The following is a 26,941-nucleotide window of genomic DNA, read 5'->3' on the forward strand; positions in this document are numbered from 1 at the left end:
ACATTCCGAACCCGGAAGCTAAGCCTCACAGCGCCGATGGTACTGCAGGGGGGACCCTGTGGGAGAGTAGGACACCGCCGGACTCCTTTTAGACAGAGAAGCCACCCAATGCTGGGTGGCTTCTCTGCGTTAACGCGTCTACCGCTTGAGGCGGGACTCGAGCACGGATGCCGTCTCCGCGACGGCCTCCGCGAGCACCTTCTCGTCGAGCTCCTGGTCGGCCCAGGTCACCGCGACAGCGGCGATCGGCCAGCCGGTGTGGTCGCGGACCGCCGCGCCCACGCTGCGCAGGCCGTCGGCGACCTCGCTGTCCTCGGTCGCGAAGCCCCGTGCCCGTACGGTGCGCAACAGCTCTCGCAGCTCCCGCGGGGTGCGAGGGCCGAGCCCTGTGCGATCCGGGAACGCGGAGGTGTCGGGATACAGCGCCCGGACCTGCTCACGGGGGAGAGCGGCGAGCATCGCGCGTCCCGACGCGGTGAGGTGTGCCGGAAGGCGCACGCCGACGTCGGTGACGAGCGCCGGACGTCGGGGGGCGCGCTCCTCGACGATGTACAGGACATCGCCTCCGCTCATGACGGCGAGGTGCGCGCTCTCACCGAGCGCATCGGAGAGACCGGCCACCAGCGGCCGTCCGATCCGTGCCAGCGGCTGCTGACGCGCGTACCCGCCGGCGAGCTCGAACGCGGAGGTGCCGAGACCCCAGCGCCGCTCCTCCCGGAGATGCAGGACGAAGCCGTGCGCGGCGAGCGTCGTCAGCAGATGGTAGACCGTCGACCGGGGCAGCCCGAGCTCGCGGGCTATCGCGGACGCTGCCACCGGTGCCGGGCGTCCCGCCAGATAGCGCAGGATGCGCAGAGTTCCGTCTGCCGCCGGCACCTGGCCGACTGTCGTCGAATTGTCTGGGATCACAGACACAGGATGTCACGATCGCCTGTCCGATGCGACCGGACGGGTGTGGAATCGAGACATGAGTCACGCTTCCCCCGTCGTCATCGGCGACAGCCCGCTGAGCACCGCCGACGTCGTCGCGGTCGCACGCCACGGCGCCGCGGTCACCATCAGCCCTGCCGCTCTCGATCGTGTGGAGCAGACGCGTCGGGTGGTCGACGGGCTCGCCGCCGACCCGCATCCGCACTACGGCGTGTCCACCGGCTTCGGCGCCCTCGCGACGACGTTCATCCCCGGCGAGCGTCGCCTGCAGCTGCAGGCCAGTCTGATCCGTTCGCACGCGGCCGGCACCGGAGCAGAGGTCGAGCGCGAGGTCGTCCGCGGACTCCAGCTCCTCCGACTCCAGACCCTGGCATCCGGCCGCACCGGCGTGCGCGCGGTCGTCGTCGAGACGTACGCGGCTCTGCTGAACGCCGGCATCACTCCTGTCGTGCGGGAGTACGGCTCGCTCGGGTGTTCGGGAGATCTCGCGCCCCTCGCGCACATTGCCCTCGCCGCGATGGGCGAGGGCGAGGTCCGCGATCGCACGGGGGAGCTCGTGCCGGCATCCGCAGCGCTGGCGGCATCCGGCATCGTGCCGCTCACTCTCGTCGAGAAGGAGGGCCTCGCCCTCATCAACGGCACCGACGGGATGCTGGGGATGCTGGTGCTCGCGCTCCACGACCTCGAGGCTCTGCTCCTGACCGCCGACGCGGCAGCCGCGATGTCGATCGAGTCGCAGCTGGGCACGGACGCGGTGTTCGCGGCCGACCTCATGGCGTTGCGGCCTCAGACGGGTCAGGGGGAGTCCGCCGCCCATCTCCGCGCCTTCCTGCGTGACTCGCCCCTCGTCCACAGTCACAAGGGTCCCGAGGACGGCCGGGTGCAGGACGCGTACTCGCTGCGCTGCTCGCCGCAGGTGCACGGCGCCGCGCGCGACACGATGGCCCACGCCGCTACCGTCGCCGGGCGCGAGCTGGCCAGCGTGATCGACAACCCGGTGATCACCCTCGACGGACGCATCGAGTCCAACGGCAACTTCCACGGCGCCCCGGTGGCCGCCGTGCTCGACTTCCTGGCCATCTCGGTGGCGGACGTCGCCTCCGTGTCGGAGCGACGCACCGACCGTGCGCTCGACCCCTCGCGGAGCCGAGGTCTTCCGCCGTTCCTCGCCGACGAGGTGGGCGTCGATTCCGGGCTGATGATCGCGCAGTACGCCGCCGCCGGCATCGTGTCCGAGCTCAAGCGACTCGCCGTCCCTGCATCCGTCGACTCGATCCCGTCGTCGGCGATGCAGGAGGACCACGTGTCGATGGGGTGGGCCGCCGCGCGCAAGCTGCGCCGGGCGATCGACGGACTCGCACGCGTGCTCGCGATCGAGATCCTCACCGCAGCCAGGGCTCTCGACCTCCGGGCGCCGCTGCAGGCGGGGCCGGCGACCGGCGCGGTGCGCGATCTCGTGCGCACCGTCGCGGCGGGGCCCGGCCCCGACCGACACCTCTCACCCGAGATGGAGGCCGTGACCGCGCTCGTGCAGTCCGGCGCCGTCGCCCGTATCGCGAAGGAGCATGCGCATGACTGACATCACCACCCCGAGCCCGGCGGGTCCGCGCGTCGTGCGCGCAGCGCGCGGCAACCAGCGCACCGCGAAGAGCTGGGGCGCGGAGGCCGCGAAGCGGATGCTGATGAACAACCTCGATCCCGAGGTCGCCGAGCATCCGGAGGACCTCGTCGTCTACGGCGGCACCGGGAAGGCCGCCCGCAGCTGGGAGGCCTACGACGCGATCGTGCGCACGCTGGACGAGCTCGAGCCCGACGAGACGCTGCTCGTGCAGTCGGGCAAGCCGGTGGGCGTGTTCCGCACCCACGAATGGGCGCCGCGTGTGCTGATCGCCAACTCGAACCTCGTGGGGGACTGGGCAACCTGGCCCGAGTTCCGCCGGCTCGAGGAGCTCGGCCTCATGATGTACGGCCAGATGACCGCCGGCTCCTGGATCTACATCGGCACGCAGGGGATCCTGCAGGGCACGTACGAGACCTTCGCCGCGGTCGCGCGCTCGCTCGGCAGGGACTCCCTCGCGGGGACCCTGACGCTCACGGCTGGCGCAGGCGGCATGGGAGGCGCGCAGCCGTTGGCCGTGACCCTCAACGAAGGCGCCGTGCTCATCGTCGATGTCGACGAATCCCGGCTCGCCCGCCGCGTCGAGCACGGGTACCTCGACGAGTACACGACCGATCTCGACGCGGCCGTGTCCCGGGTCGTCGCCGCCAAGGAGGCGGGCGAGGCCCTGTCGGTCGGCGTCGTCGGCAATGCGGCGGAGGTGTTCCCGGAACTGCACAGACGCGGAGTGCCGATCGACATCGTCACCGATCAGACGAGCGCGCACGATCCGCTCGCGTATCTGCCGGTCGGCATCCCCCTCGCCGAGTGGAAGGCCGAAGCCGGCCGCGACCCGGCAGGGTTCACCCACCGCTCGCGGGAGTCGATGGCGCAGCACGTCGCCGCGATGGTCGCGTTCCAGGACGCCGGAGCCGCGGTCTTCGACTACGGGAACTCGATCCGCGCCGAGGCGCAGCTGGGTGGATTCGCCCGTGCCTTCGAGTTTCCGGGGTTCGTCCCCGCCTACATCCGCCCGCAGTTCGAGGAGGGGCGGGGACCGTTCCGCTGGGCCGCCCTCTCGGGCGACCCGGAGGACATCCACAGGACCGATCGAGCGATCGCCGAGCTCTTCCCCGAGGACAAGGCGTTGCACCGATGGCTCGACAAGGCGGGGTCGGCGGTGCACTTCGAGGGTTTGCCCGCGCGCATCTGCTGGCTCGGCTACAAGGAGCGTCACCTCGCCGGGCTGAAGTTCAACGAGATGGTCGCATCCGGCGAGCTGTCCGCACCGATCGTCATCGGCCGCGATCACCTCGACTCGGGTTCGGTCGCGTCTCCGTATCGCGAGACCGAGGCGATGAAGGACGGATCGGATGCCATCGCCGACTGGCCCATGCTCAACGCCCTGCTGAACACGGCATCCGGCGCATCCTGGGTGTCTCTGCACCACGGTGGCGGCGTGGGCATCGGCCGATCGATCCACGCGGGCCAGGTCTCGGTGGCCGACGGGTCGGCTCTCGCGGCCGAGAAGCTCGAGCGCGTGCTCACGAACGATCCCGGCACGGGCGTGATGCGCCACGTCGACGCCGGGTACGAGCACGCCCGCGACATCGCGCGCGAGCGCGGCCTGAAGGTGCCGATGCTGTGAGCACCACGCTGATCACGAACATCGGAGAGCTGACGACGAACGTGCCGTCGACCGACGGCGACCGCCTCGGCACCCTGCACGATGCGGCGGTCCTCATCGACCGCGACCGGATCGCCTGGGTCGGAACGACTCAGGGCGCCCCGACCGCGGACACCACGGTCGACGCCGCAGGGCGGGCGGTCGTGCCCGGCTTCGTCGACAGCCACAGCCACGTCGTGTTCGCCGGGGATCGAGCGGCCGAGTTCGAGGCCAGGATGGCGGGCGAGAAGTACGCGGCCGGCGGCATCCGCTCCACGGTCGCGGCGACCAGGGCCGCGAGCGACGACGACCTCCGCACGCGTCTGCGGGGCTTCGTCGACGAGATGCTCGCGCAGGGTACGACGACGGTGGAGATCAAGAGCGGCTACGGCCTGAGCGTCGCCGCCGAGGAGCGCCTCGTGCGCCTGGCCGCCGAGGTGACATCCGAGGTCACGTATCTCGGTGCGCACGTGGTGCCGGCCGAGTACGCCGACCGTGCCGACGAGTACGTCGACCTGGTGACCGGTCCGATGCTCGACGCATGCGCTCCGCACGCGAAGTGGATCGACGTGTTCTGCGAGACCGGCGCGTTCACGGTCGAGCAGTCGCGGCGCGTGCTCGAGGCGGGCATCGCCGAGGGTCTCGTCCCCCGAGTGCACGCGAGCCAGCTCGGCCCCGGCGACGGCGTGCGCCTCGCGGTCGAGCTCGGCGCGGCATCCGTCGACCACGGCACGTACCTGACGGATGCGGACATCGCGGCGCTCGCCGGATCCGACACGGTGCTCACGCTGCTGCCGGGGGTCGAGTTCTCGACGCGTCAGCCGTACCCCGACGCCCGTCGGCTGATCGACGCGGGCGTCACGGTGGCGATCGCCTGCGACACCAACCCGGGATCGAGCTTCACCTCGTCGATGCCGTTCTGCATCGCGCTGGCGGTCCGCGACATGGGGATGACGCCCGCCGAGGCGGTGTGGGCGGCGACCGCCGGGGGAGCGCGGGCGCTGCGCCGCGACGACATCGGCGTCCTCGCACCCGGCGCGCGCGCCGACCTCGTGCTGCTGTCGGCGCCGACCCGCATCCACCTCGCGTACCGTCCGGGTGTCCCCCTGATCGACGGGGTCTGGAAGGACGGTGTCGCGGTCGCTGCGAAGACATCGGGGACGGAGGGCCATGGCGCTGTCGCACGATGACCTCTGGCCGCGCGCCGGATCCTGGCCGGATCACGCCTCGGGACAGGAGGCGGATGCGGCGCTGCTCGGCGTGCCGACCTGGCGCACCTCGCTCTCCCCGACCGGCGCGCACGCGACGCCCGCAGCCGTCCGAGAGGCGCTGACCCGGTACAGCGCGACGCTGATGGGCCCGCCGGCCGTCGATCTGAACGAGGCCCTGCGGGTCGTCGACGGCGGCGATGTGACGGAACCGGACGGCGACGCCGGCATCTCGGCCACCGTCGCTCGCGTGCGGGAGATCGCCGAGGACGCTCGTCTCGTGATCGCGCTCGGGGGCGACAATGCACTGACCTACCCGGTCGCTCGAGGAGCCCGGGCCACCGGACTCATCACCATCGACGCCCACTTCGACCTGCGCGACGGCGTCTCGAACGGATCGCCCGTGCGACGACTGATCGAGGATGCTCCCGACGGCGAGCGGATCGATCCGACGCGGGTCGTCCAGATCGGCATCGCCGACTTCGCGAACTCCGCCGCCTACGCGGCGCGCGCCGCCGAGTGGGGCATCCGTGTGATCACCCTCGACGAGGTCCGACGACGGGGCACCCCAGAGGTGGTCGCCGAGGCGATCGGCGTCGCGGGATCCGGTGCCGCGGCCCGCGTCCATCTCGACGTCGATGTCGACGCGGCCGACCGTGCGGCGGCGCCCGGATGCCCGGCGAGCGTCCCCGGCGGCTTCGCCGCGGGGGAGCTGCGCGCGCTCGTGCGGGCGATCGTCGCGGATCCGCGCGTGGTCAGCGCCGACATCGCCGAAGTCGACGCGACCGCCGATGCCGACGACCTGCGCACCGTGCGGCTGGCGGCTCTGTGCGTGCTCGAGATGCTCGCGGCCCTCGCCGGGCGCTGATCACCCGGCGCGTCAGGCGCCGGGGATCAGCAGGTGCGCCACCGTGAAGATGGCCAGACCGGCGAGCGCGCCGACGAACGTGCCGTTCAGCCGGATGTACTGCAGGTCGCGACCGACCATGAGCTCGATCTTCTCGGTCGTCTCGACCGGATCCCACCGCTCGACGGTGTCGGTGATGATCGAGGCGATGTCGTGGCGGTACCGGTCGACGACGAAGACGGCGGCGTCCGAGACCCAGGTGTCGACACGGCGCTGCAGCGCGGCATCCGTCGTCAGGCGCTCGCCGATCTCCTGCAGCGCCTGCGCCGCACGGACCCGCAGTCCGCTCTCGGGATCGGCGAGGGCTGTGAGCAGACCGGCTTTGGCCGTGTTCCACGCCTCGGCGGCGAGGGCTCCGACCCGGGGGCTGTCGAACAGCGTCGCCTTGGCGTTCTCGAGCTTCGCCCTCGTCGCGGGATCGTTCTGCAGGCTGTCGGCGAGCCGCACCAGGTAGCCGTCGACGGCGAGACGGGCCGGATGCTGCGGATCGGCCTGCATCGCGCGCACGAACTTGACCGCCTCGTTGTACGCGGTGTCGTCGACGAAGCGGTGCGCGAGCTTCGGCACCCACCCGGGCAGTCTGCGCGAGATGAGTCCGGCGAACGACGTCGCATTCGCGTCGAGCCAGCGTCCGACGCTGTCGACGGCGAGGTCGACCGCACCGTGGTGCGCGCCGGCCTCGACGATCTTCTCCAGCCACGCGCCGGCCGGAGGACCCCACTCGGGTGTGACGAGGTGCTCGCGCGCGAGGTCCGTGATGAGGTCGCGCACGTCGTCGTCACTGAGGGCGTTGAGCACGGCGGTCGCGATCGCCGCGCCCTCCGTGCCGACGCGCTGGGCGTGCGCCGGCTCTCGGAGCCACTCGCCGGCTCGCTGCGCGATGGCGGTGCTGGCGAGCTTGGTGCGCACGACGCCCGCTTCGAGGAAGTTCGTCTCGACGAACTCGCCGAGGGTCCGGCCGATCTCGTCCTTGCGGTTCGGGATGATCGCGGTGTGCGGGATCGGGAGTCCGAGCGGCCGACGGAACAGCGCGGTGACGGCGAACCAGTCGGCGAGGGCGCCGACCATGCCGCCCTCCGCAGCCGCGCGCACGTAGCCCAGCCACGGCTGTCGCTCCTGGAGCCAGAACGCGACGACGAAGACCACCGCCATGAAGATCAGCGCGCCGAGCGCCACCGCCTTCATGCGCCGGAGGGCGCGCAGCCGCACCTGATCTGCGGGAGAGAGGAGCGCCATCGGTGTTCGCGGCATGACGCCATCCTTTCACGCGGACTACGCTCGACACGTGATCGAAGACATCAAGAAGCGCGCGCTGCACCGCACCAGCATCCTCGAAGGGCAGATGCGCGGCGTCGCGCGGATGATCGAGAACGAGGAGTACTGCATGGACATCATCACGCAGTCCCGCGCGATCCAGCGCTCGCTGGAGTCGCTGAACCGTCTGCTGCTCGAGAACCACCTCCGCACGCACGTGACCCACATGTTCGACGAGGGCGGGGAGGAGCGCGACAAGGCCGTCGACGAACTGCTCAAGGCGTTCGACTTCGACCGCAGGTAGCGCCCTCCCCGTCGTCGGTCACCGCGTGCCGTCGAAGACCTCGCCCTCCATGGCGTCGTAGCCCTCGGCCTGCGGGTCTCCGTGCGAACCTCCGGACAGCGCGTACTCCTCCTCGGGGGAGAGGACGAGCCGATGCCGGAAGAAGAGCCCGAACCCGAGCAGGATGACGGCGTACACGATGGCGATCGCGATGATCGCCGGACCGAACGTCGGGTTCAGCAGGAAGCCCACGAAGATGAGGGCGGCGATCACGAGGGCGATGACCGCTCCGGGAACGCCCCACGGAGACACGTACGGACGGTCGACGTTCGGGAACTTCCTGCGCAGGATGATGAACGACACGAGCTGCAGGCCGTAGGCGACGACCGCGCCCCAGACCGCGATGTTCAGGACGATCGCGCCGGCGACCGTGCCCGCGCCCTCCGAGTCGACCGCGGTGAGCACGTCGAGCACGATCAGCGCGACGAAGCCGATGGCGGCGCCGACGGTGAGCGCGACCCACGGGGTCTGCCGCTTTCCGGTGAGCGAGAGGAAGCGCGGGTAGTACCCGGCACGCGACAGCGAGTACATGTTGCGTCCGTAGGCGAACATGATGCCCTGCAGCGACGCGAGCAGACCGATCAGCGCGAATAGGGCGAGGACGGCGGCGAGCTGGTCTCCGACGATCGCGCGGAACCCGTCGAGCAGCGGCTCGCCGGCGACGCCGGTCGCCTCCGCCCCGATCACGCCGGTGTTGAGGAACAGCACGAGCAGGCCCGTCACGATGAGGGTGCCGCGGGCCCAGAAGCCGGCCTTCGGGATGTCGCGCGTCGGGTTGTGCGACTCCTCGGCGGCGAGCGGCAGCTCCTCGATCCCGAGGAAGAACCACATCGCGAACGGCAGCGCGAACAGGATCGGCAGCACGCCGTGCGGGAGGAAGGCGGTCTGCCCCTCATCGGGGACGATGTCCCACAGCGCGTCCCACGAGAAGGCGCCTGAGAAGAGGGCCATCGCCGAGAAGACGAGGATGATCCCGATGGAGATCACCGACACCACGATCGCGAACCGGAAGGAGATCGCGGCTCCCGCGGAGTTCAACGCGATGAACACGACGTAGAGGATCAGGTACCAGGCCCACCCCGGCAGCTCGAGACCGAGCAGCTCGCTCGTGATGCCGTTTGCATACGACGCGGAGAAGTAGACGATCACCGCGGTGGTCGCGACATACTCGATCGTCTCGGCGGCGCCGGTCACGAGACCGCCCCAGGGGCCCATCGCCGATCGTGCGAACGAGTACGCACCGCCCGTGTGCGGCATCGCGGCCGCCATCTCGCCGATCGCGAAGATCATGCCGTAGTACATCGCCACGAGGATCACGAAGGCGATCAGCATCCCGCCGAAGCCGGCGAAGTCGATGCCGAAGATCCAGCCGGAGAAGTCGCCCGAGATGACGGCGGCGACGGCGAGACCCCAGAGCCCCCAGACTCCGGCGGATCTCTTGAGGGTGCGTTTCTCGAAGTACTCGCTCCCGGCACGTGTATAGGTCGCTCCGGCGACCTTGCGGGATTCACTGCTCTGCTCAGACATCCGCTCTCCGTTCGCATGCATGCGGGCGCCGGGTGTGCACCTTGCGGATGATTGTGACAGTCAATGGTGGTTTCGTCTACCTTTAGACGGCGCGGTGATCTACTCTGAGGGCGAAGCCGGTCGGCCGATCGCCTCACCGCACGAGAACGGAGCGTCAGATGTCGGGGAACCTCAGCATCGAGCAGCTGGACGCCGGCATCGCCGCCGGCGAGATCGACACGGTGATCGTGGCCTTCGCCGACGCCCAGGGGCGTCTGGTCGGCAAACGCGTGTCGGCCCGGCTGTTCCAGGAGGACATCCTGCATCACGGTGCGGAGGCCTGCGACTACCTACTCTCGGTCGACGTCGACATGAACACGGTCGACGGGTATGCGATGTCGGGATGGGACCGCGGGTACGGCGACATGGTGCTGCGCCCGGATGCCGAGACGCTGCGCCGCATCCCGTGGCTGCCCGGCACGGCGCTCGTGATGGCCGACCTCGTCTGGCAGAACGGCGAGCCCGTCGGCCCGTCCCCGCGCGCGATCCTCGACCGGCAGCGCGACCGGCTCGCGGAACGCGGGTGGACCGCGTACTCCGGCACCGAGCTCGAGTTCATCGTGTTCGAGAACACGTATCGCGACGCCTGGGCCCGACGCTACGAGGGACTCACGCCCGCTTCCGACTACAACGTCGACTACAACCTGCTCGCCTCGACCCGCATGGAGCCGCTGCTGCGCGACATCCGCAACGGCATGGACGGAGCGGGGCTGTACTGCGAGGGCGTGAAGGGCGAGTGCAACCTCGGCCAGCAGGAGATCGCCTTCCGCTACGCCGAGGTGCGCGAGACGGCCGACCAGCACGCGATCTACAAGAACGGCGCCAAGGAGATCGCGGGGCAGCACGGGCAGGCGCTCACCTTCATGGCGAAGTTCAACGAGCGCGAGGGCAACAGCTGCCACATCCACCTGTCGCTGCGCGATGCGTCGGGCGCACCCGTGATGGCGGGGGAGGGAGAGCACGGGTTCAGCCCCGTCATGGAGCACTGGATCGCCGGCATCCTCGCGACGCTGCGCGAGTTCACCCTGCTGTTCGCGCCGAACATCAACTCCTACAAGCGCTTCGCGAAGGGCAGCTTCGCGCCCACCGGCGTGGCGTGGGGCATCGACAACCGCACCTGCGCCCTGCGGGTCGTCGGCTCGGGGTCCGCCCTCAGAGTCGAGAACCGCGTGCCGGGCGGCGACGTCAATCCGTACCTGGCGATCTCCGCGATCATCGCCGGCGGTCTGCACGGCATCGAGAACGAGCTGCCGCTGCCCGAGCGCTTCACCGGCAACGCCTACGAGGCCGGGGTCGACCACCTGCCGACGACGCTGCGGGAGGCCGCGCAGCTGTTCCGAGAGTCGACCGTCGCCCGCGCGGCGTTCGGCGACGACGTCGTCGAGCACTACCTCAACCAGGCGCGCATCGAGCTCGAGGCCTACGACGCCGCCGTCACCGACTGGGAGCGCATCCGTGGCTTCGAGCGCCTCTGACACCGCGCCGCTGATCGGCGTCACCACCTACCTCGAGCGTGCGCAGCAGGGGGTCTGGGACGTGCGGGCGGCGTTCCTCCCCGAGCAGTACCTGACGGGGGTCACCTCGTCGGGCGGCATCGCCCTGCTCCTCCCGCCGCAGGACCCGGATGCCGCGGACGCCGCGATCGCGGGCCTCGACGGTCTCGTGCTCTCGGGCGGAGCGGACGTCGCCCCCGAGCTGTACGGCGCCGATCGCCATCCGCTCACCGACCCGGCGCGCGTCGACCGCGACGCCTGGGAGCTCGCCCTGTTCCGGGCAGCCGAACGGCGCGGCATCCCGGTGCTCGCGATCTGCCGCGGACTGCAGCTCGTGAACGTCGCGCGCGGCGGCACGCTGCAACAGCACCTCCCGGAGTCGCTCGGCACCGAGAAGTACCGCATCGGCGGCGGAGTCTTCGCCGAGAACGACGTGGACGTCTCGACCGACACCCCGTTCGCGCAGATCATCGGAGAGACGGGGATGCGCGTGCACAGCTACCACCACCAGGGCGTCGACCGGCTGGGCGACGGCCTCGTCGCCGCCGCGCACTCCGACGACGGCCTCGTGCAGGCCGTCGTCGACACCTCCTCCGGCCACGTGGTCGGGGTGCAGTGGCATCCGGAGGAGAACGCCGAGGACCGTCGGCTGTTCGCCGACCTCATCGCCCAGTCCCGCGCCTTCGCCGCGCGGCGGAAGGAGGACGCCCGATGAGCGCGTTCACAGTGATCGACCCGTCGACCGGAGCCGCGATCCGCGAGGTCGCCCGCGCGGGAGTCGGGGAGACGGATGCCGCGATCGCGCGCGCCGTCTCGGCCCAGCGCCGGTGGGCGGCGCTCGCCCCCGTCGCCCGGGCCGATGCGCTGCGCGCGTTCGCCCGCACGGTGGAGGCGGCGGTCGAGGAGCTCGCGCAGCTCGAGGTGCGGAACTCCGGGCATCCGATCGGCTCCGCGCGATGGGAGGCGGCGCACGTCGCGCAGGTGCTGAACTACTACTCGGCGGACCCCGAGCGGCTGTCCGGTCGGCAGATCCCGGTCGCCGGCGGTCTGGATGTGACCTTCCACGATCCGTACGGCGTGATCGGTGTGATCGTGCCGTGGAACTTCCCGATGACGATCGCCGCCTGGGCGTTCGCGCCCGCGCTCGCCGCAGGCAACGCCGTCGTGCTGAAGCCCGCAGAGCTCACCCCTCTCACCGCGATCCGGCTCGGCGAGCTCGCCCTCGAAGCGGGGCTTCCCGAGGGACTCTTCGAGGTCGTCACCGGATCGGGCTCGGTCGTCGGTCAGCGTCTCGTCGAGCATCCGGATGTGCGCAAGGTCGTCTTCACCGGCTCCACGGAGGTCGGGATCGGGGTCGCCGCCGGATGCGCCCGCGCCCTCAAGCCCGTGACTCTCGAGCTCGGCGGCAAGAGCGCCAACATCGTCTTCGAGGACGCCGATCTCGAGAAGGCTGCGGCCGCCGTCCCGGGATCGGTGTTCGACAATGCCGGCCAGGACTGCTGCGCCCGCAGTCGCCTGCTCGTGCAGCGCTCGGTGTACGACCGGTTCCTCGAGCTGCTCGAGCCCGCGGTCTCGGCGTGGCGCGTCGGCGACCCGTCGCACACGGACACCGACATGGGTCCGCTCATCTCGGCCGGGCACCGCGACACCGTCGCGTCGTTCCTCGACGGCGCCGACATCGCGTTCCGGGGCACCGCTCCGACGGGGGACGGATTCTGGATGGCGCCGGCCGTGGTGCTCGCGCAGCCCGGCGACCGCATCGCTCAGCAGGAGGTCTTCGGCCCCGTGGTCGCCGTTCTGCCGTTCGAGGACGAGGCCGATGCGATCCGGCTGGCGAACGACACGATCTACGGGCTCGCCGGGTCGATCTGGACCGAGAGCCTCGGCCGGGCGGTGCGTGTCTCGCGCGGAGTCCAGAGCGGCGTGCTGTCGGTGAACTCGCACTCGTCGGTGCGCTACGCCACCCCGTTCGGCGGCATGAAGGCCTCGGGTCTCGGGCGCGAGCTCGGACCGGACGCCGCCGAGCACTTCACCGAGACCAAGAACGTGTTCTTCGCGACCGACGACTGACCGCGACACCTCCTTCCCGCATCCCACCCTGCAACGGAGTACCCACATGAGCATCGATCTGACCCAGCGACTGAAGGACCGCGTCGCCATCATCACCGGCGGAGCGAGCGGCATCGGCTTCGCGACCGCCCAGCGCTTCGCCGCGGAGGGGGCCTTCGTCGTCATCGCCGACGTCGACCCCGCGACCGGCGAGAAGGCCGCCGCGGAGGTGGGCGGTGCGTTCCGTCCCGTCGACGTCGCGGACGAGACGAAGGTGAACACGCTGTTCGACGGCGTCGCCGAGGAGTTCGGCCGCATCGACATCGCGTTCAACAACGCCGGGATCTCGCCGGCCGACGACGACTCCATCGAGACCACCGAGCTCCCCGCGTGGGACCGCGTGCAGGACGTGAATCTCAAGAGCGTCTACCTCTGCAGCCGAGCCGCCCTGCGGCACATGGTGCGGGCAGGTCGCGGGTCGATCATCAACACCGCGTCGTTCGTCGCACTGCTGGGGTCGGCCACCTCGCAGATCAGCTACACCGCGTCGAAGGGCGGCGTGCTGGCGATGTCGCGCGAGCTCGGGGTGCAGTTCGCCCGTCAGGGCGTGCGGGTCAACGCGCTCTGCCCCGGGCCGGTGAACACTCCGCTGCTGCAGGAGCTCTTTGCGAAGGATCCCGATCGGGCGCAGCGTCGCCTCGTGCACGTGCCGATGGGGCGATTCGCCGAACCGTCGGAGCTCGCCGCGGCCGTGGCGTTCCTCGCGTCGGACGACTCGTCGTTCATCACCGCGAGCGCCTTCGTCGTCGACGGCGGCATCACGAACGCCTACGTCACCCCGCTGTGAAGCGGGATCATGTCGCTGTGACAGGCTGAGACGCATGAGCGAGCACCCGAGCGACGGCGATCTCGTCGAGGTGCGTCGCGCGGTCTATCGTCCGCTGCGCCGGGGCAACGCCCTGGAGGATGCCGTCGCCCGCCTGGTGCAGACCATCCGCCTCGGCGTGGTGGCGCCGGGGGAGTCGCTGCCGCCGGAGCGCGAGCTCGCCGCGTCCTTCGGAGTGAGTCGCGACACCGTGCGCGAGGCCATCCGGGAGCTCGCGGACACCGGCTATCTCGTCCCCAAGCGCGGTCGGTACGGCGGCACGTTCGTCGCCGACCCACTCCCGCAGCCCGCGGACGACGGAGCGGTGACCGTGCAGGAGATCGACGACGTGCTCGGGCTCCGCCGGGTGCTCGAGACCGGCGCCGCGCGCGCCGCTGCGGGCCGTCCGCTGGATGCCGCGACCCGGGCCGACCTCTGGGCGCGGCACGAGGCGGCGCTGCCGGCCGGCCCGGAGGAGTACCGGCGCCTCGACACGCTGCTGCACCTCGCGATCGCCGAGGCCGCCGGCATCCCGTCGCTGGTCGCACTCGTCGCCGAGAACCGCGCCGACGTCAACGCGTGGCTCGACACCTTCCCGCTCCTGCCGAGGAACATCCAGCACTCCGGCGAGCAGCACGAGAGCATCGTCACGGCGATCCTGGCCGGTCGGCCGGATGCCGCGGAGGCCGCCATGCGCGACCACCTGGCCGGGTCCGAGGCGCTGCTGCGCGGATTCCTGATCTAGCCGGCGGCGTGCGCGTCGGCGACGGCGAGAGCCTCGTCGATCACGGAGAGGCCGCGCACGAGCTCGTCCTCCTCGATCACGAGCGGCGGCGCCACGTGCACGCGATTGAAGTGCGTGAACGGCCAGACGCCCGCCTTCTTGGCGGCGGCGGCGAAGGCGGCGACAGGCGCGGCATCCGGCCCGCTGGCGTTGAAGGGCACGAGCGGCTCGCGCGTCTCCCTGTCGCGCACGAGCTCGACCGCCCAGAAGAGGCCGCGCCCGCGCACCTCTCCCACGCTCGGGTGCGTGTCGGCCCAGCGCCGCAGCGTCGGCTCGACGACGCGCTCGCCGAGGTCGCGCACGCGCTCGAGGATGCCGTCGCGCCGGAAGACCTCGAACGTGGCCACACCTGCGGCGCACGCGAGCGGGTGGCCCGAGTAGGTGAGCCCGCCCGCGAACGGCGTCGTGTCGAACGCCCGGGCGACGCGCTCGGATATCACGACGCCGCCGAGCGGGACGTAGCCGGAGTTCACGCCCTTCGCGAAGGTGATGAGGTCGGGGCGGCCGTCGTAGGCGTCGATGCCGAACCACTCTCCGAGGCGGCCGAAGCCGACCATGACCTCATCCGCGATGTAGAGGATGCCGTAGCGGTCGCACAGCTCGCGCACGCCTCGCAGGTAGCCGGGCGGCGGCACGAGCACGCCGTTCGTGCCGACGACGGTCTCGATGATGATCGCCGCGATCGTCTGCGGTCCCTCGAGCTGGATCGTCTGCTCGAGGTGCGCGAGCGCGCGCTCGGACTCCTGCTCCGGTGTCTCGGCGTGGAACGGCGAGCGGTACAGGTACGGCCCGAAGAAGCGCACGGCGCCGGAGTCCGGCGTCCCGTTCGCCCATCGCCGCGGATCGCCCGTCAGCGAGATGGCGGTCGAGGTGGAGCCGTGGTAGCTGCGGTACATCGACAGCACCTTGTGCCGGCCCGTCGACTGGCGGGCCATGCGCACGGCGTACTCGTTCGCCTCGGCCCCGCCGTTCGTGAAGAACACCTTCTCGAAGCCCTCCGGGGCGACCTCGACGATGAGGCGGGCGAGCTCGCCGCGCACGTCGTTCGCGATCGCCGGCTGGATCGTCGTGAGTCTCCCCGCCTGCTGCTGGATGGCGGCGACGAGGTCGGGATGCTGGTGCCCGAGGTTGAGGTTCACGAGCTGGCTCGAGAAGTCGAGGTAGGCGTTGCCCTCGTAATCCCAGAACGTCGACCCCTTGCCGGTTGCGACGGGGAGCGGATCGATGAGCCCCTGCGCGCTCCACGAGTGGAACACGTGTCCGCGGTCGTCCGCGCGGACCTGCGCCTCCGCCTCGGGTGCCGGCAGCGGGTGGGAGACGCCGTGGCGGTCGGTGAAGTTCGTCATGTCTCGGTGCCTCCGCTGCTCAGTGGTTGCTCGGGAAGCCCAGGTCGATCTGCGAGGGCGTGTGATCGGGCCAGCGCGTGGTGACCACCTTCGACCGAGTGTAGAAGTGCACGGACTCCGGTCCGTAGATGTGCGCGTCACCGAACAGCGAATCCTTCCAGCCGCCGAACGAGTACGCGCCGACGGGCACGGGGATCGGCACGTTCACGCCGACCATGCCGACCTCGATGTCGAACTCGTACTGCCGTGCGGTTCCGCCGTCTCGCGTGAAGATCGCCGTGCCGTTGCCGTAGGCGTTGGCGTTCACGAGATCGACGGCCTCCGCGTACGAGTCGACCCGCACGACGCTCAGCACCGGGCCGAAGATCTCGTCGTCATAGACGGACATGCCGGGCGCGACCCGGTCGATGAGCGACACCCCGATGAAGAACCCGTCGGAGTCGAACCGCTTCTGCGTGCCGTCGACGACGACCGCGGCTCCCTCGGACGCCGCGCCCGTCACGTACGACGCGACGCGGTCGCGGTGCTCGCGGCTGATGAGCGGACCCATCTCGCTGGCGGCGTCCGTGCCGGGGCCGATCACGAGTCCGTCGATGCGCGCGGCGATCGCCGCGACCAGGTCGTCCGCGATGTCGCCCACGGCGACCAGCACCGAGACCGCCATGCAGCGCTCTCCGGCCGACCCGTAGGCGGCGGACACGGCGGCATCCGCGGCCGCGTCGATGTCGGCATCCGGCATCACGACCATGTGGTTCTTCGCGCCGCCGAGCGCCTGCACCCGCTTGCCGGCCGCTGCGGCGCGCTGGTAGATCGAGCGGGCGATGGGGGTCGAGCCGACGAAGCTCACCGCGTTCACGCGCGGCGAGTCGAGCAGGGCGTCGACGGCCTCCTTGTCGCCGTGCACGACGTTGAGCACGCCGTCGGGCAGCCCCGCCTCCTGGAACAGCCTCGCGAGCCAGATCGCGGCCGACGGGTCCTTCTCGCTGGGCTTGAGCACGACGGTGTTGCCGCACGCGATCGCCGAGGCCACCATCCACAGCGGCACCATCACGGGGAAGTTGAACGGGGTGATCGCCGCGACGACCCCGACCGGCTGCTTGACGGAGTGCACGTCGACGCCTCGGGACACCTGCTCGCTCCGCTCGCCTTTGAGTAGGTGCACGAGTCCGGCCGCGAACTCCACGTTCTCGATGCCGCGAGAGACCTCGCCCGCGGCATCCGACAGCACCTTGCCGTGCTCGGAGGTCACGATCGCGGCGAGCTCGGGCGTGCGGTCCTTGAGCAGCTGACGGAGTCGGAAGAACACGTCGGCGCGCTTGATGACGCTGGTCTCGCGCCACCCGGGCAGGGCGGCGGCGGCCGCCGCGACGGCCTCATCGACCTCGGCCGCCGACGCCAGCGCGACATGCCGGGCGACCGCGCCGGTGGCGGGGTCGAACACCTCGCCGGTGCGGGCGGCCTCGGCGCGCTCGGCGCCGTTGATGAAGTGACGGACGGTGTCCACGGTTCTCCTTCGAAGGGGGTGTGCGGGGGTGGAGCGCAGGTGCTGTTCCGTTCCGGGGGCCGACACGCCACGCGGCGGACGCGCGGACGCGACGCATCCGACCGTCGGTGTGTCGGCCCCCGGAGTGGGCGTCAGAGGACCGACTGCGCCTCGGTCAGCACGCCGCGCAGGATCTGGCCGATCTCGCGGAACTCCGCCGGGCCGACCGTGAGCGGCGGCGCCAGCTGGATCACGGGGTCGCCGCGGTCGTCGGCGCGGCAGTACAGGCCGGCCTCGAACAGCGCGGGGGAGAGGAAGCCGCGCAGCAGGCGTTCGGACTCCGCGTCGTCGAAGGTCTCGCGCGTCGCGGTGTCCTTCACGAGCTCGATGCCGAAGAAGTAGCCGTCGCCGCGCACGTCTCCGACGATCGGGAGGTCGAGGAGCTTCTCGAGCTCCGCGCGGAACAGCGGCGAGTTCTCGCGGACGTGGGCGTTGAGGCCCTCCTCGTCGAAGATGGCCAGGTTCTCGAGGGCGACGGCCGCCGAGACCGGGTGCCCCCCGAAGGTGTACCCGTGCGGGAACGACACGTCGCCGTGCGAGAAGGGCTCGTAGATGCGGTCGCTGACGATGGTCGCGCCGATCGGCGAGTATCCGCTGGTCATGCCCTTCGCGCACGTGATCATGTCGGGCACGTAGCCGAGCCCCGTGCAGGCGAACGTGTGTCCCAGCCGTCCGAACGCGCAGATGACCTCGTCCGAGACGAGCAGCACGTCGTGCCGGTCGCAGATCTCACGGACGCGGGCGAAGTACCCGGGGGGCGGCGGGAAGCATCCGCCCGAGTTCTGCACCGGCTCGAGGAAGACCGCCGCGACCGTGTCGGCGCCTTCGAAGAGGATCATCTCCTCGATGCGGTCGGCCGCCCAGCGCCCGAAGGCCTCGAGATCGTCGCTCGGGGCGCCCATCTCGGCGGCGCGGTAGAAGTTCGTGTTCGGCACCCGGAAACCTCCGGGCGTGACGGGCTCGAACATCGCCTTCATCGCCGGGATGCCGGTGATCGCGAGCGCACCCTGCGGGGTGCCGTGGTACGCCACCGAGCGCGAGATGACCTTGTGCTTGGCGGGCTTGCCCTGCAGCTTCCAGTAGTGCTTCGCGAGCTTGAACGCGGTCTCGACCGCCTCGCCGCCGCCGGTCGAGAAGAACACCCGGTTCAGGTCGCCAGGGGCCTCGGCGGCGAGCCGGTCGGCGAGCTCGATCGCCGCCGGATGCGCGTACGACCACAGGGGGAAGAACGACAGCTCGGATGCCTGCGCCGCGGCGGCCTCGGCGAGCCGTCGCCGACCATGACCGGCGTTCACGACGAAGAGCCCGGCGAGCCCGTCGATGTACTCCTTGCCCTTCGCATCCCAGATGCGGTGCCCGTCGCCCTTGACGATGATCGGCACGCCGCTCTTCTCCATCGTCGACTGGCGCGTGAAGTGCATCCAGAGGTGATCCTTGGCCATCGCCTGCAGCTCGGCCTCGGACGGAGTGGTGCGGTGCGTGCTCATCTGGTCCCCCAGTTGTAGAGCTGCTTCTGCAGCTTGGCATAGATGAAGGTCTCGGTCGACAGCACCCCGTCGATCGGGCGGATGTGGTCGTTGATCATGGCCAGCAGGTCCTCGTCGTCCTCGCAGACCACCTCGGCGAGGATGTCGAACGAGCCGACGGTGATCACGACGTAGTCGATCGCCGGGATCTCGGCGATCGCCTCGGCGACGACCCGGGTGTCGCCCGAGACGCGGATGCCGATCATCGCCTGTCGCGGGAAGCCCAGCTGCATCGGATCGGTGACGGCGACGATCTGCATGACGCCGGACTCGGTGAGCCGCTGCACGCGCTGGCGCACGGCCGCCTCGCTGAGTCCCACGACACGGCCGATGTCGGAGTAGGAGCGGCGCCCGTCCTCCTGCAGCAGCTCGATGATGGTCTTCGCCACATCATCCAGTGGGGGATGCTTCTTCGAGGTCGGCATGATGCGATCCTCGCACTCACAGGCGCTCGCGGCAACCGGATCCGCAGAAATCGCGGTCGGTCAGTGTCGAAAACGGAGGGATCAGGCCTCGACGGGTCCGAGCCACGCGCTCGCCGCCGTCGCGTGCGCCGACTCCGGGTCGGAGGGGTGGAAGGCGCCCGCGAGGACGTCGCGGTACAGGCGCGACAGCTCGGAGGAGGAGAAGTACGATCCGCCGCCCGCGACGAGCATCGCCTGATCGACCACGTGCTTGGCCGTCGTGATCGCGCGGTGCTTGACGCCCGAGAGCAGGGTGAACCACCGGGCGCCGTGGTCGACGCTCTCGTCGACGTCGCGCGCGAGCGAGGCGATCTGCGGCGGCAGCGCGTCATACGACAGTCCCATGTCGGCGATGCGCCAGCGGATGTCGGGATCCTGGCTGTACGTCGTGCCCGTCCTCTTGGACCGCCGCGTCCGCGCGGTGAGCACCGCGAGGTCGAGCGCGCGCCGGGCGATGCCGGTGTAGACCGATGCGAGGAGGATCTCGAACACCGAGAAGATGCCGAACACGATCGGGTCGGGGGTGGGGCCGGGATCGATGCGGCGCACGACGTGGGCGGCATCCGCCGTCGCGCCGTGCAGGCGGGTCGTCCTGCTCTGCGTCGCCCGCATGCCCAGGGTGTCCCAGTCGTCGCCGGTGACGACGGCGTCGGTGCGGTCGACGAAGGCGAAGACGAGCTTCGGCGCGTCGGCGCTCGTGGTGTCCAGGCCGTGCAGGCCGAGCCTCGTCCACACGGGGGCGAGCGACGTGAAGATCTTCGTGCCGGTGAAGGAGTAGCCGCCGTCGCCCGCGGGGATCGCCTCGGTGTCGCTGCCGAACAGCACGAGGTCGTTGCCGCCCTCGCTGATGCCGAACGCGAAGACCTCGCCCGCGACCGCGCCGTCCTGCACGAACTCCAGGCCGGTCACGCCACGGTCGGAGAAGACCTTCGCGACTCCGGTCCAGACGAGGTGCATGTTGATCGCGAGGGCAGTGGCCGGTGCGGCCGTCGCGAGGCGCTGCTGCAGGATCGCGGCCTCTGCGAGGCTCAGCCCGGCGCCGCCGCGCTCGGCCGGCACGAGGATCGAGAGGTAGCCGGCATCCCGCAGCTCCGCGAGGTCCTGCTCGGGGAAGGTGTTCTCGCGGTCGTGGATCGGCGCGCGCTCGCGGATGCGCTCGAGCAGCTCGTCGGGAAGGTGGGTGGTCGGGTCGAACATGCTCATGCGAGCGCCTCTCTCAGCTGGCGGACGGTCTCGTCGGGCTTGTCCCGGTGCAGCGAGTGCCCGGCTCCCTCGACGACCGAGAGCGTGATGAGGGGATTGGCGGCGAGCACCGACGCCGCCACCTCGCCGGTGAAGATGCTGTACACCGCGGGGTCCGAGCCGATGATGTGAGTGGGGACGGTGAGCCGCGCGGCGTGGGCGGTGACGTCCCACGGCGTGTTCTGGGCGCTCGTCTGCTCGACCGCCCAGGCGCTCGTCCGGTGCACCGCGTCGACCTTCAGCTCCCAGTCCTGCGGATGCCAGTGCGGGTGCTCCTGCCGCACGAGCTCGATGCGGTTGTCCGCGAACGCGCGCTCCTGGCTCCGGCGGACGATGCTCGCGTCGCGGCCTCCGACGAGGAGGGCGGGGTCGAGGAGCACGAGGCGACGGGTCCATCCCGGCGCGGATGCCGCGGCGACCGTGCTCGCGGCACCGCCGAGGGAGTGTCCGATCACCGCGTCCCAGGCGAGATCGTGCGGCGGCCGGGTCGCGGCGAGGTCGGCGCCGTACGCATCGACGCTGTAGTCGAGCGCGCGCGGCGCGTCGCCGTGTCCGCGGAGATCGACGGCGGTCGCATGCCATCCCTCGGTCGCGAGCGCATCGCCGAGCCGCCACATGAGAGCACCGGACGAGCCGAGCCCGTGGACCAGGAGAGCGCGACGATCGGACGACGGGTCGCCCCACGAGATCCGGGGCAGCGTGAGCGGAGCGGGCATGTCCTCAGCCTACGACCGGCGCCGCGCGCGAGGCGGTTCTCCGGACGACGTCCCTCAGTCGAGCGGCGGCATGTCGCCGTGGGTCGTGAGCACCCGGGCGGCCGCGGCGTGCCCCGCGGCGAGCCGCTCGGCGACCGCGGCTCCCTCGAGCGTGGCGGCGAGGAAGCCGGCGGCGAACGCGTCGCCCGCGCCCACCGGCTCGACGACCTCGACGCGCGGTGCCGGGACGAACACCGGCTCGTCCTCGCCGGTGAAGGCGGTCGCCCCCACGTCGCCGTCCTTCACGACGAGCAGCCCGCAGTGCGGGAGGTACGCCCTGATCTCCGCCGGCGTGACGGTGCCCCAGATCCGCTCGGCCTCGTCGCGCCCCACGAACGCGATGTCCGCGGCATCCGCGAGCCCCGTCAGCGTCTCGGCCGCATCCTCCTTCGTCCACAGGGCCCTGCGGTCGTTGACGTCGAACGAGACGATCGCGCCGGCGGCCCGCGCGTCGATCGAGAGCTGGTCGACCATGGCGCGGCAGGACGCCGACAGGGCCGGCGTGATGCCGGTGGTGTGCACGATGCGGACACCCGTGAGGCGCGAGGCGCCGAGGAAGCCCGGGGCCATGAGGGAGGCCGCGGATCCGCGGCGGTAGTAGTACACGGACGACGACTCGACGCCGGGGTCCTTGAACATGACGCCGGTCGGAGCGTCGCGGTCGGTCGTCACCCAGAGCTCGACCCCGCGGCGCTCGAGCTCGGTGCGGATCCGCGCGCCGATCGGATCGTCGCCGAGACGGGACGCCCACGCCGCCGTGCGTCCGGCCGCGACGAGTCCCACCGCGACGTTGCCCTCGGCCCCGGCGAGTCCGAGTGCGGCGGTGTCGGTCTCCGCGAGCGGCGCGCCGAGGGCCGTAACGAGACCCATGGATTCGCCGACGCAGACGACGTCGGGCGCCGAGGCGGAGGGGGAGGTGGGGGAGGACGACGGAGCGATGCTCATGAAGGGGTGACCGCCAGGGGTTCGGTGTCGGGGTGGGGGCTCGCGTCGCGGTGACGCAGATCGGGGAAGGAGCGGACGAAGACGATCGAGACGATCAGGCCGACCGCGGCGAACAGGGTGGCGGCGAGGTACGCACCGCGGGGATCGGTCGCATCGACGAGGAAGCCGGCGACCGCCGAACCCGCGGCGGCGCCGATGAGCTGGCCCGTTCCGGCCCAGCCGAAGGCCTCGGCGGTCTCGCTGAACTTGACGCTCGCGGAGGTGATGGCGAAGAGCACGGCCAGGGCCGGTGCGATGCCGATGCCGGCGACGATGAGCGTGCCGCCGAGCCAGAACTCGTTGAGGGACAACATGGTGAGCGAGAGGCCGACCGTCACGATGAGCAGTCGCCGCGCCATCGCCCACGGCCCGATCGGGATGTGACCGAATGCGAGGCCTCCGGCGAGGCTGCCGACGGAGAACACGGCGAGCACGAGTCCCGCCGCGAGGCTGCCGTGCTCGAAGGTCGCGACCACGCCGACCTCGACCGCGGAGCAGGCGCCGATCAGGAGGAAGCCGACCACGGTGGCCAGCATCACCGGCGGCTTGAGGACGACCGTGCCGAGGGCGTTGCGGCTGCGGGGGATCCGCACCCGACCCACTTCGGGGGAGAGGATGAACCACGCGCCCCCGCCGACGAGAACGATCGCGACGAGGAGCAGGCCCTCCGCCGTGCCGACCTGCGTGGACACGAGGGTGATCACGACGGGCGCGATGACCCAGATGATCTCCTGCAGGGAGGCGTCGAGCGAGAACAGCGGCGTGAGCTGCTTCGCGTTGACGAGCTTCGGGTAGATGGTGCGGACCGCCGCCTGGATCGGCGGGGTCGAGAGGCCGGCGATCATGCCGAGCACCATGTATCCGGGGACGTTCAGGGGGAGGAGCGCGAGGCCGAGGATTGCCACGACGCACACGCTGAGAGTCAGCGTGAGGACCCGCCGCATGCCCCACGCCCCCATCCACCGGCTCGTGATCGGGCCGGCGACGGCCTGGCCCACGCTGGTGGCCGCCAGCACGAGGCCGGCGGATCCGTACGACCCCGTCTGCTGCTCGACGTGCAGCAGGATCGCGAGGGAGCTCATCCCGTTGGGGAAGCGAGCCGTCAGCTGAGCAGCGATCATGCGCGCCACGCCGGGCGTGCGAAGAAGGTCCTGATATCCCGCCACGGGTCAACGCTACCGGGACCGGCGGGCGCCCGAGGAAAGGGGGCGATCGCCGACACGCCGCGACACGCCGGAACGCAGTTTCCACAGGAATCCGAATGTCGGAGACCCGCCGTATCGTCCCGCCTGTGGATGGATCGCGTTCAGGTTTCTCCCAGCCGCGATTTCCCGCGGTTCGGAGAGCTCTCCGAGGGTGCTCCGCCTGTGGAAGAAACGGTGGAGAACCTGTGTTGTATCAGTGGAGAGCAGTGGAAAACTACACGGATGTAACTACTACCCCTTGTGGTCACCCCGAATGTCCGTCCCCATATGTAGTATTGAGATCCCGGTGAGGGTCTACCGGAAATCGCCTGGTGGGAGCCAGGCCCAGAGAGATGTGAGGGGAAGCCGAGAGATGTCGATCACGGTCTACACGAAGCCGTCCTGCGTTCAGTGCAACGCGACCTACCGCGCCCTCGATGCCAAGGGCATCGAGTACGAGATCCACGACCTGTCGGAGGACCCGGCGGCGCTCGAGCAGGTCAAGTCGCTCGGGTACATGCAGGCACCGGTCGTCGTCACCGACGAGGACCACTGGTCGGGCTTCCGTCCCGACAAGATCGACGAGCTCGCCTCTCGTCTGGCTTGATCCCGAGCAGCGAAGCGGGGTTGACGAGATGACTGCCGTCGCGACCGCAGCGCCGCTCCTGGTCTACTTCTCGAGCGCGTCGGGAAACACCGCGCGCTTCATCGAGAAGCTCGGGTTCCCCGCCCGACGCATCCCGCTCCACCGTCAGGAGGAGGATCTCGTCGTCGACGAGCCCTTCGTCCTCGTCACCCCCACGTACGGCGGGGGTGAGGGGCGGGGCGTCGAGCGCGGAGCCGTGCCCAAACAGGTCATCCGGTTCCTCAACGACGAGCGCAACCGTTCACACATCCGCGGGGTCATCTCCGCGGGGAACACCAACTTCGGCGAGTCCTTCTGTCTCGCCGGCGACATCATCAGCCGCAAGTGCCACGTGCCTCACTTGTACCGGCTCGAAATCTTCGGCACACAGGACGACGTTGATCGCGTGAGCGACGGATTGGAACGACGGTGGGCAACGCAATTGAAGAGCACGCAGTGACCGACACGGCGACATTCAAGATGAACCCGGCATACGAGGGCCTCGACTATCACGCCCTGAACGCGATGCTCAACCTGTACGACGCGAACGGCAAGATCCAGTTCGACGCCGACAAGCGGGCGGCGCGGGAGTACTTCCTGCAGCACGTCAACCAGAACACCGTCTTCTTCCACTCTCTCAAGGAGCGCCTCGACTACCTCGTCGAGAAGGAGTACTACGAGCCCGCCGTCATCGAGCAGTACTCGATGGAGTTCATCCAGAAGCTCAACGACCTCGCCTACGGCAAGAAGTTCCGCTTCGAGACGTTCCTCGGCGCCTTCAAGTACTACACGAGCTACACGCTCAAGACCTTCGACGGCAAGCGCTACCTCGAGCGCTTCGAGGACCGCGTCGTCATGACCGCCCTCGGCCTCGCCGACGGCGACGAGAAGCTCGCCGTGGCCCTGGTCGAGGAGATCATCTCCGGCCGCTTCCAGCCGGCCACACCGACCTTCCTCAACGCCGGCAAGGCGCAGCGCGGCGAGCTCGTCAGCTGCTTCCTGCTGCGCATCGAGGACAACATGGAGTCGATCGCCCGCGGCATCAACTCCGCCCTCCAGCTCTCCAAGCGCGGCGGCGGCGTCGCCCTGCTGCTCTCGAACATCCGCGAGGCGGGCGCTCCGATCAAGCAGATCGAGAACCAGTCGTCCGGCATCATCCCGGTCATGAAGCTCCTCGAAGACAGCTTCAGCTACGCCAATCAGCTCGGCGCGCGTCAGGGTGCGGGCGCGGTGTACCTCAACGCGCACCACCCCGACATCATGCGCTTCCTCGACACCAAGCGCGAGAACGCCGACGAGAAGATCCGAATCAAGACGCTGTCGCTCGGCGTCGTCGTGCCGGACATCACGTTCGAGCTCGCCAAGAACGGCGAGGACATGTACCTCTTCTCGCCGTACGACGTCGAGAAGGTCTACGGAGTGCCGTTCGGCGACATCTCCGTCACCGAGAAGTACCGCGAGATGGTCGACGACCCGCGCATCAAGAAGACGAAGATCAACGCGCGCGAGTTCTTCCAGACCATCGCCGAGATCCAGTTCGAGTCGGGCTACCCGTACGTCATGTTCGAGGACACGGTGAACAAGGCCAACCCGATCAAGGGCCGGATCAACATGTCCAACCTCTGCAGCGAGATCCTGCAGGTGAACACGCCGACCACGTACAACGACGACCTGTCGTACGACCAGATCGGCAAGGACATCTCCTGCAACCTCGGCTCGATGAACATCGCGCTGTCGATGGATGCCGACGACCTCGGCCAGACCGTCGAGACGGCCATCCGCGCGCTGACCGCGGTGAGCGACCAGAGCCACATCCGCTCGGTCCGCTCGATCGAGGACGGCAACGACCGGTCGCATGCGATCGGTCTCGGCCAGATGAACCTGCACGGCTACCTCGCTCGCGAGCACGTCTACTACGGCTCCGAAGAGGGCATCGACTTCACGAACATCTACTTCTACACGGTGCTGTTCCACGCGCTGCGCGCGTCGAACAACCTCGCGATCGAGCGCAAGCAGGCCTTCGACGGGTTCGAGGACTCGACGTACGCGTCGGGGACGTTCTTCGACAAGTACATCGAGCGCGCCTGGGTGCCCGAGACCGAGAAGGTCAAGGAGCTGTTCGCCGGCAAGCACATCCCGACGCAGGAGGACTGGGTGGCGCTGAAGGCGTCGATCCAGGAGCACGGCATCTACAACCAGAACCTGCAGGCGGTGCCGCCGACCGGCTCGATCTCGTACATCAACAACTCGACGTCGTCGATCCACCCGATCGCGTCGAAGATCGAGATCCGCAAGGAAGGCAAGCTCGGTCGCGTCTACTACCCGGCTGCGTTCATGACGAACGACAACCTGGAGTACTACCAGGACGCGTACGAGATCGGCTACGAGAAGGTCATCGACACGTACGCCGCCGCCACGCAGCACGTCGACCAGGGCCTGTCGCTGACGCTGTTCTTCAAGGACACCGCCACCACGCGCGACATCAACAAGGCGCAGATCTACGCATGGCGCAAGGGCATCAAGACGATCTACTACATCCGTCTGCGTCAGCTGGCGCTCGAGGGCACCGACATGGCGGAATGCGTCAGCTGCATGCTGTAGTCGGGTGAG

General features: G+C 70.0%; 24 protein-coding genes and 1 rRNA gene. 14 read left to right on the forward strand and 11 right to left on the reverse strand.

Going from position 1 to position 26,941, the window contains the following annotated elements; all coding sequences use genetic code 11:
* Positions 1–83 (forward strand): 5S ribosomal RNA (gene rrf, locus A4X16_RS07085); the annotation flags it as partial.
* Positions 84–138: 55 nt separating this feature from the next.
* On the opposite strand, the gene A4X16_RS07090 is transcribed toward rrf, so the two are convergent.
* Positions 139–915, reverse strand: coding sequence for an IclR family transcriptional regulator (locus A4X16_RS07090; protein WP_231880296.1), 777 nt, complete (start codon positions 913–915; stop codon positions 139–141).
* Between the two features lie 52 nt (positions 916–967).
* On the opposite strand from A4X16_RS07090, the gene hutH reads away from it, so the two are divergent.
* The 4 genes from hutH to A4X16_RS07110 are packed head-to-tail and all read left to right on the forward strand — an operon-like array spanning position 968 to position 6,269.
* Positions 968–2,509 carry a histidine ammonia-lyase gene (hutH, locus tag A4X16_RS07095; protein WP_067118505.1) on the forward strand — a complete coding sequence of 514 codons (1,542 nt, stop codon included), beginning with the start codon at positions 968–970 and terminating at the stop codon, positions 2,507–2,509.
* Positions 2,502–4,175, forward strand: coding sequence for a urocanate hydratase (gene hutU, locus A4X16_RS07100; protein WP_067118508.1), 1,674 nt, complete (start codon positions 2,502–2,504; stop codon positions 4,173–4,175). Before hutH ends, hutU begins: the two co-directional genes overlap by 8 nt.
* Entirely contained in the window at positions 4,172–5,383 is a 1,212-nt protein-coding gene (gene hutI / locus A4X16_RS07105) for an imidazolonepropionase (protein WP_067118510.1), read from the forward strand. The genes hutU and hutI overlap by 4 nt, the downstream gene beginning before the upstream one ends.
* The gene (locus A4X16_RS07110) at positions 5,364–6,269 is read left to right on the forward strand and encodes an arginase family protein (RefSeq protein ID WP_067118513.1); all 906 of its coding nucleotides are present in this window, start codon (positions 5,364–5,366) and stop codon (positions 6,267–6,269) included. Before hutI ends, A4X16_RS07110 begins: the two co-directional genes overlap by 20 nt.
* 12 nt (positions 6,270–6,281) lie before the next feature.
* Here the strand turns inward: A4X16_RS07110 and A4X16_RS07115 are convergent, their stop codons facing one another.
* Positions 6,282–7,559, reverse strand: coding sequence for a DUF445 domain-containing protein (locus A4X16_RS07115; RefSeq protein ID WP_067118516.1), 1,278 nt, complete (start codon positions 7,557–7,559; stop codon positions 6,282–6,284).
* Positions 7,560–7,593: 34 nt separating this feature from the next.
* Here A4X16_RS07115 and A4X16_RS07120 point away from each other — a divergent pair, with 34 nt between their 5' ends.
* Positions 7,594–7,866 (forward strand): metal-sensitive transcriptional regulator, encoded by a 273-nt coding sequence (locus tag A4X16_RS07120; RefSeq protein WP_067118698.1) that lies wholly within the window; start codon positions 7,594–7,596, stop codon positions 7,864–7,866.
* Positions 7,867–7,884: 18 nt separating this feature from the next.
* On the opposite strand, the gene A4X16_RS07125 is transcribed toward A4X16_RS07120, so the two are convergent.
* Entirely contained in the window at positions 7,885–9,432 is a 1,548-nt protein-coding gene (locus A4X16_RS07125) for an amino acid permease (protein ID WP_067118518.1), read from the reverse strand.
* 158 nt (positions 9,433–9,590) lie between these two features.
* Here A4X16_RS07125 and A4X16_RS07130 point away from each other — a divergent pair, with 158 nt between their 5' ends.
* The 5 genes from A4X16_RS07130 to A4X16_RS07150 are packed head-to-tail and all read left to right on the forward strand — an operon-like array spanning position 9,591 to position 14,623.
* On the forward strand, positions 9,591–10,946 hold the full coding sequence (locus A4X16_RS07130; protein ID WP_067118521.1) for a glutamine synthetase family protein: 1,356 nt from the start codon (positions 9,591–9,593) through the stop codon (positions 10,944–10,946).
* Entirely contained in the window at positions 10,927–11,679 is a 753-nt protein-coding gene (locus A4X16_RS07135) for a gamma-glutamyl-gamma-aminobutyrate hydrolase family protein (RefSeq protein WP_067118524.1), read from the forward strand. The genes A4X16_RS07130 and A4X16_RS07135 overlap by 20 nt, the downstream gene beginning before the upstream one ends.
* Positions 11,676–13,034, forward strand: a complete 1,359-nt coding sequence (locus A4X16_RS07140) for an aldehyde dehydrogenase family protein (RefSeq protein ID WP_067118527.1) — start codon at positions 11,676–11,678, stop codon at positions 13,032–13,034. The genes A4X16_RS07135 and A4X16_RS07140 overlap by 4 nt, the downstream gene beginning before the upstream one ends.
* A gap of 46 nt (positions 13,035–13,080) precedes the next feature.
* Positions 13,081–13,860: a 3-oxoacyl-ACP reductase gene (locus tag A4X16_RS07145; protein WP_067118530.1), complete on the forward strand. Its 780-nt coding sequence runs from the start codon at positions 13,081–13,083 to the stop codon at positions 13,858–13,860.
* A gap of 34 nt (positions 13,861–13,894) precedes the next feature.
* Complete coding sequence (locus tag A4X16_RS07150) at positions 13,895–14,623, forward strand: FadR/GntR family transcriptional regulator (RefSeq protein WP_067118533.1); 729 nt, start codon at positions 13,895–13,897, stop codon at positions 14,621–14,623.
* On the opposite strand, the gene A4X16_RS07155 is transcribed toward A4X16_RS07150, so the two are convergent.
* From A4X16_RS07155 to A4X16_RS07190, 8 genes are all read right to left on the reverse strand, one after another.
* A complete protein-coding gene (locus A4X16_RS07155; protein WP_067118536.1) occupies positions 14,620–16,008 on the reverse strand; it encodes an aspartate aminotransferase family protein in 1,389 nt (462 codons plus the stop codon). The genes A4X16_RS07150 and A4X16_RS07155 overlap by 4 nt on opposite strands.
* A 19-nt stretch (positions 16,009–16,027) precedes the next feature.
* The gene (locus tag A4X16_RS07160) at positions 16,028–17,512 is read right to left on the reverse strand and encodes a CoA-acylating methylmalonate-semialdehyde dehydrogenase (RefSeq protein WP_067118539.1); all 1,485 of its coding nucleotides are present in this window, start codon (positions 17,510–17,512) and stop codon (positions 16,028–16,030) included.
* 131 nt (positions 17,513–17,643) lie between these two features.
* Entirely contained in the window at positions 17,644–19,038 is a 1,395-nt protein-coding gene (locus tag A4X16_RS07165; RefSeq protein WP_067118542.1) for an aspartate aminotransferase family protein, read from the reverse strand.
* The gene (locus A4X16_RS07170) at positions 19,035–19,502 is read right to left on the reverse strand and encodes an Lrp/AsnC family transcriptional regulator (protein ID WP_067118545.1); all 468 of its coding nucleotides are present in this window, start codon (positions 19,500–19,502) and stop codon (positions 19,035–19,037) included. Before A4X16_RS07170 ends, A4X16_RS07165 begins: the two co-directional genes overlap by 4 nt.
* An 81-nt stretch (positions 19,503–19,583) precedes the next feature.
* Positions 19,584–20,744 (reverse strand): acyl-CoA dehydrogenase family protein, encoded by a 1,161-nt coding sequence (locus tag A4X16_RS07175; protein ID WP_067118548.1) that lies wholly within the window; start codon positions 20,742–20,744, stop codon positions 19,584–19,586.
* Positions 20,741–21,499, reverse strand: a complete 759-nt coding sequence (locus A4X16_RS07180; protein ID WP_067118551.1) for an alpha/beta fold hydrolase — start codon at positions 21,497–21,499, stop codon at positions 20,741–20,743. Before A4X16_RS07180 ends, A4X16_RS07175 begins: the two co-directional genes overlap by 4 nt.
* A 54-nt stretch (positions 21,500–21,553) precedes the next feature.
* Complete coding sequence (locus A4X16_RS07185; protein ID WP_067118553.1) at positions 21,554–22,483, reverse strand: sugar kinase; 930 nt, start codon at positions 22,481–22,483, stop codon at positions 21,554–21,556.
* On the reverse strand, positions 22,480–23,688 hold the full coding sequence (locus A4X16_RS07190) for an MFS transporter (protein WP_197491794.1): 1,209 nt from the start codon (positions 23,686–23,688) through the stop codon (positions 22,480–22,482). Before A4X16_RS07190 ends, A4X16_RS07185 begins: the two co-directional genes overlap by 4 nt.
* A 391-nt stretch (positions 23,689–24,079) precedes the next feature.
* Between A4X16_RS07190 and nrdH the strand changes: the two genes are divergently transcribed.
* Genes nrdH through nrdE form a run of 3 tightly spaced genes read left to right on the forward strand, consistent with a single transcriptional unit; the run spans position 24,080 to position 26,932 of the window.
* The gene (gene nrdH, locus A4X16_RS07195; protein ID WP_067118559.1) at positions 24,080–24,313 is read left to right on the forward strand and encodes a glutaredoxin-like protein NrdH; all 234 of its coding nucleotides are present in this window, start codon (positions 24,080–24,082) and stop codon (positions 24,311–24,313) included.
* A 28-nt stretch (positions 24,314–24,341) separates the two neighbouring features.
* Positions 24,342–24,791 (forward strand): class Ib ribonucleoside-diphosphate reductase assembly flavoprotein NrdI, encoded by a 450-nt coding sequence (gene nrdI / locus A4X16_RS07200; RefSeq protein WP_067118562.1) that lies wholly within the window; start codon positions 24,342–24,344, stop codon positions 24,789–24,791.
* Positions 24,792–24,811: 20 nt separating this feature from the next.
* Positions 24,812–26,932, forward strand: a complete 2,121-nt coding sequence (nrdE, locus tag A4X16_RS07205) for a class 1b ribonucleoside-diphosphate reductase subunit alpha (protein WP_067118701.1) — start codon at positions 24,812–24,814, stop codon at positions 26,930–26,932.
* Positions 26,933–26,941 lie beyond the last annotated feature (9 nt).

The sequence above is a fragment of the Microbacterium sp. H83 genome (assembly GCF_001650405.1).
Classification (GTDB): domain Bacteria; phylum Actinomycetota; class Actinomycetes; order Actinomycetales; family Microbacteriaceae; genus Microbacterium.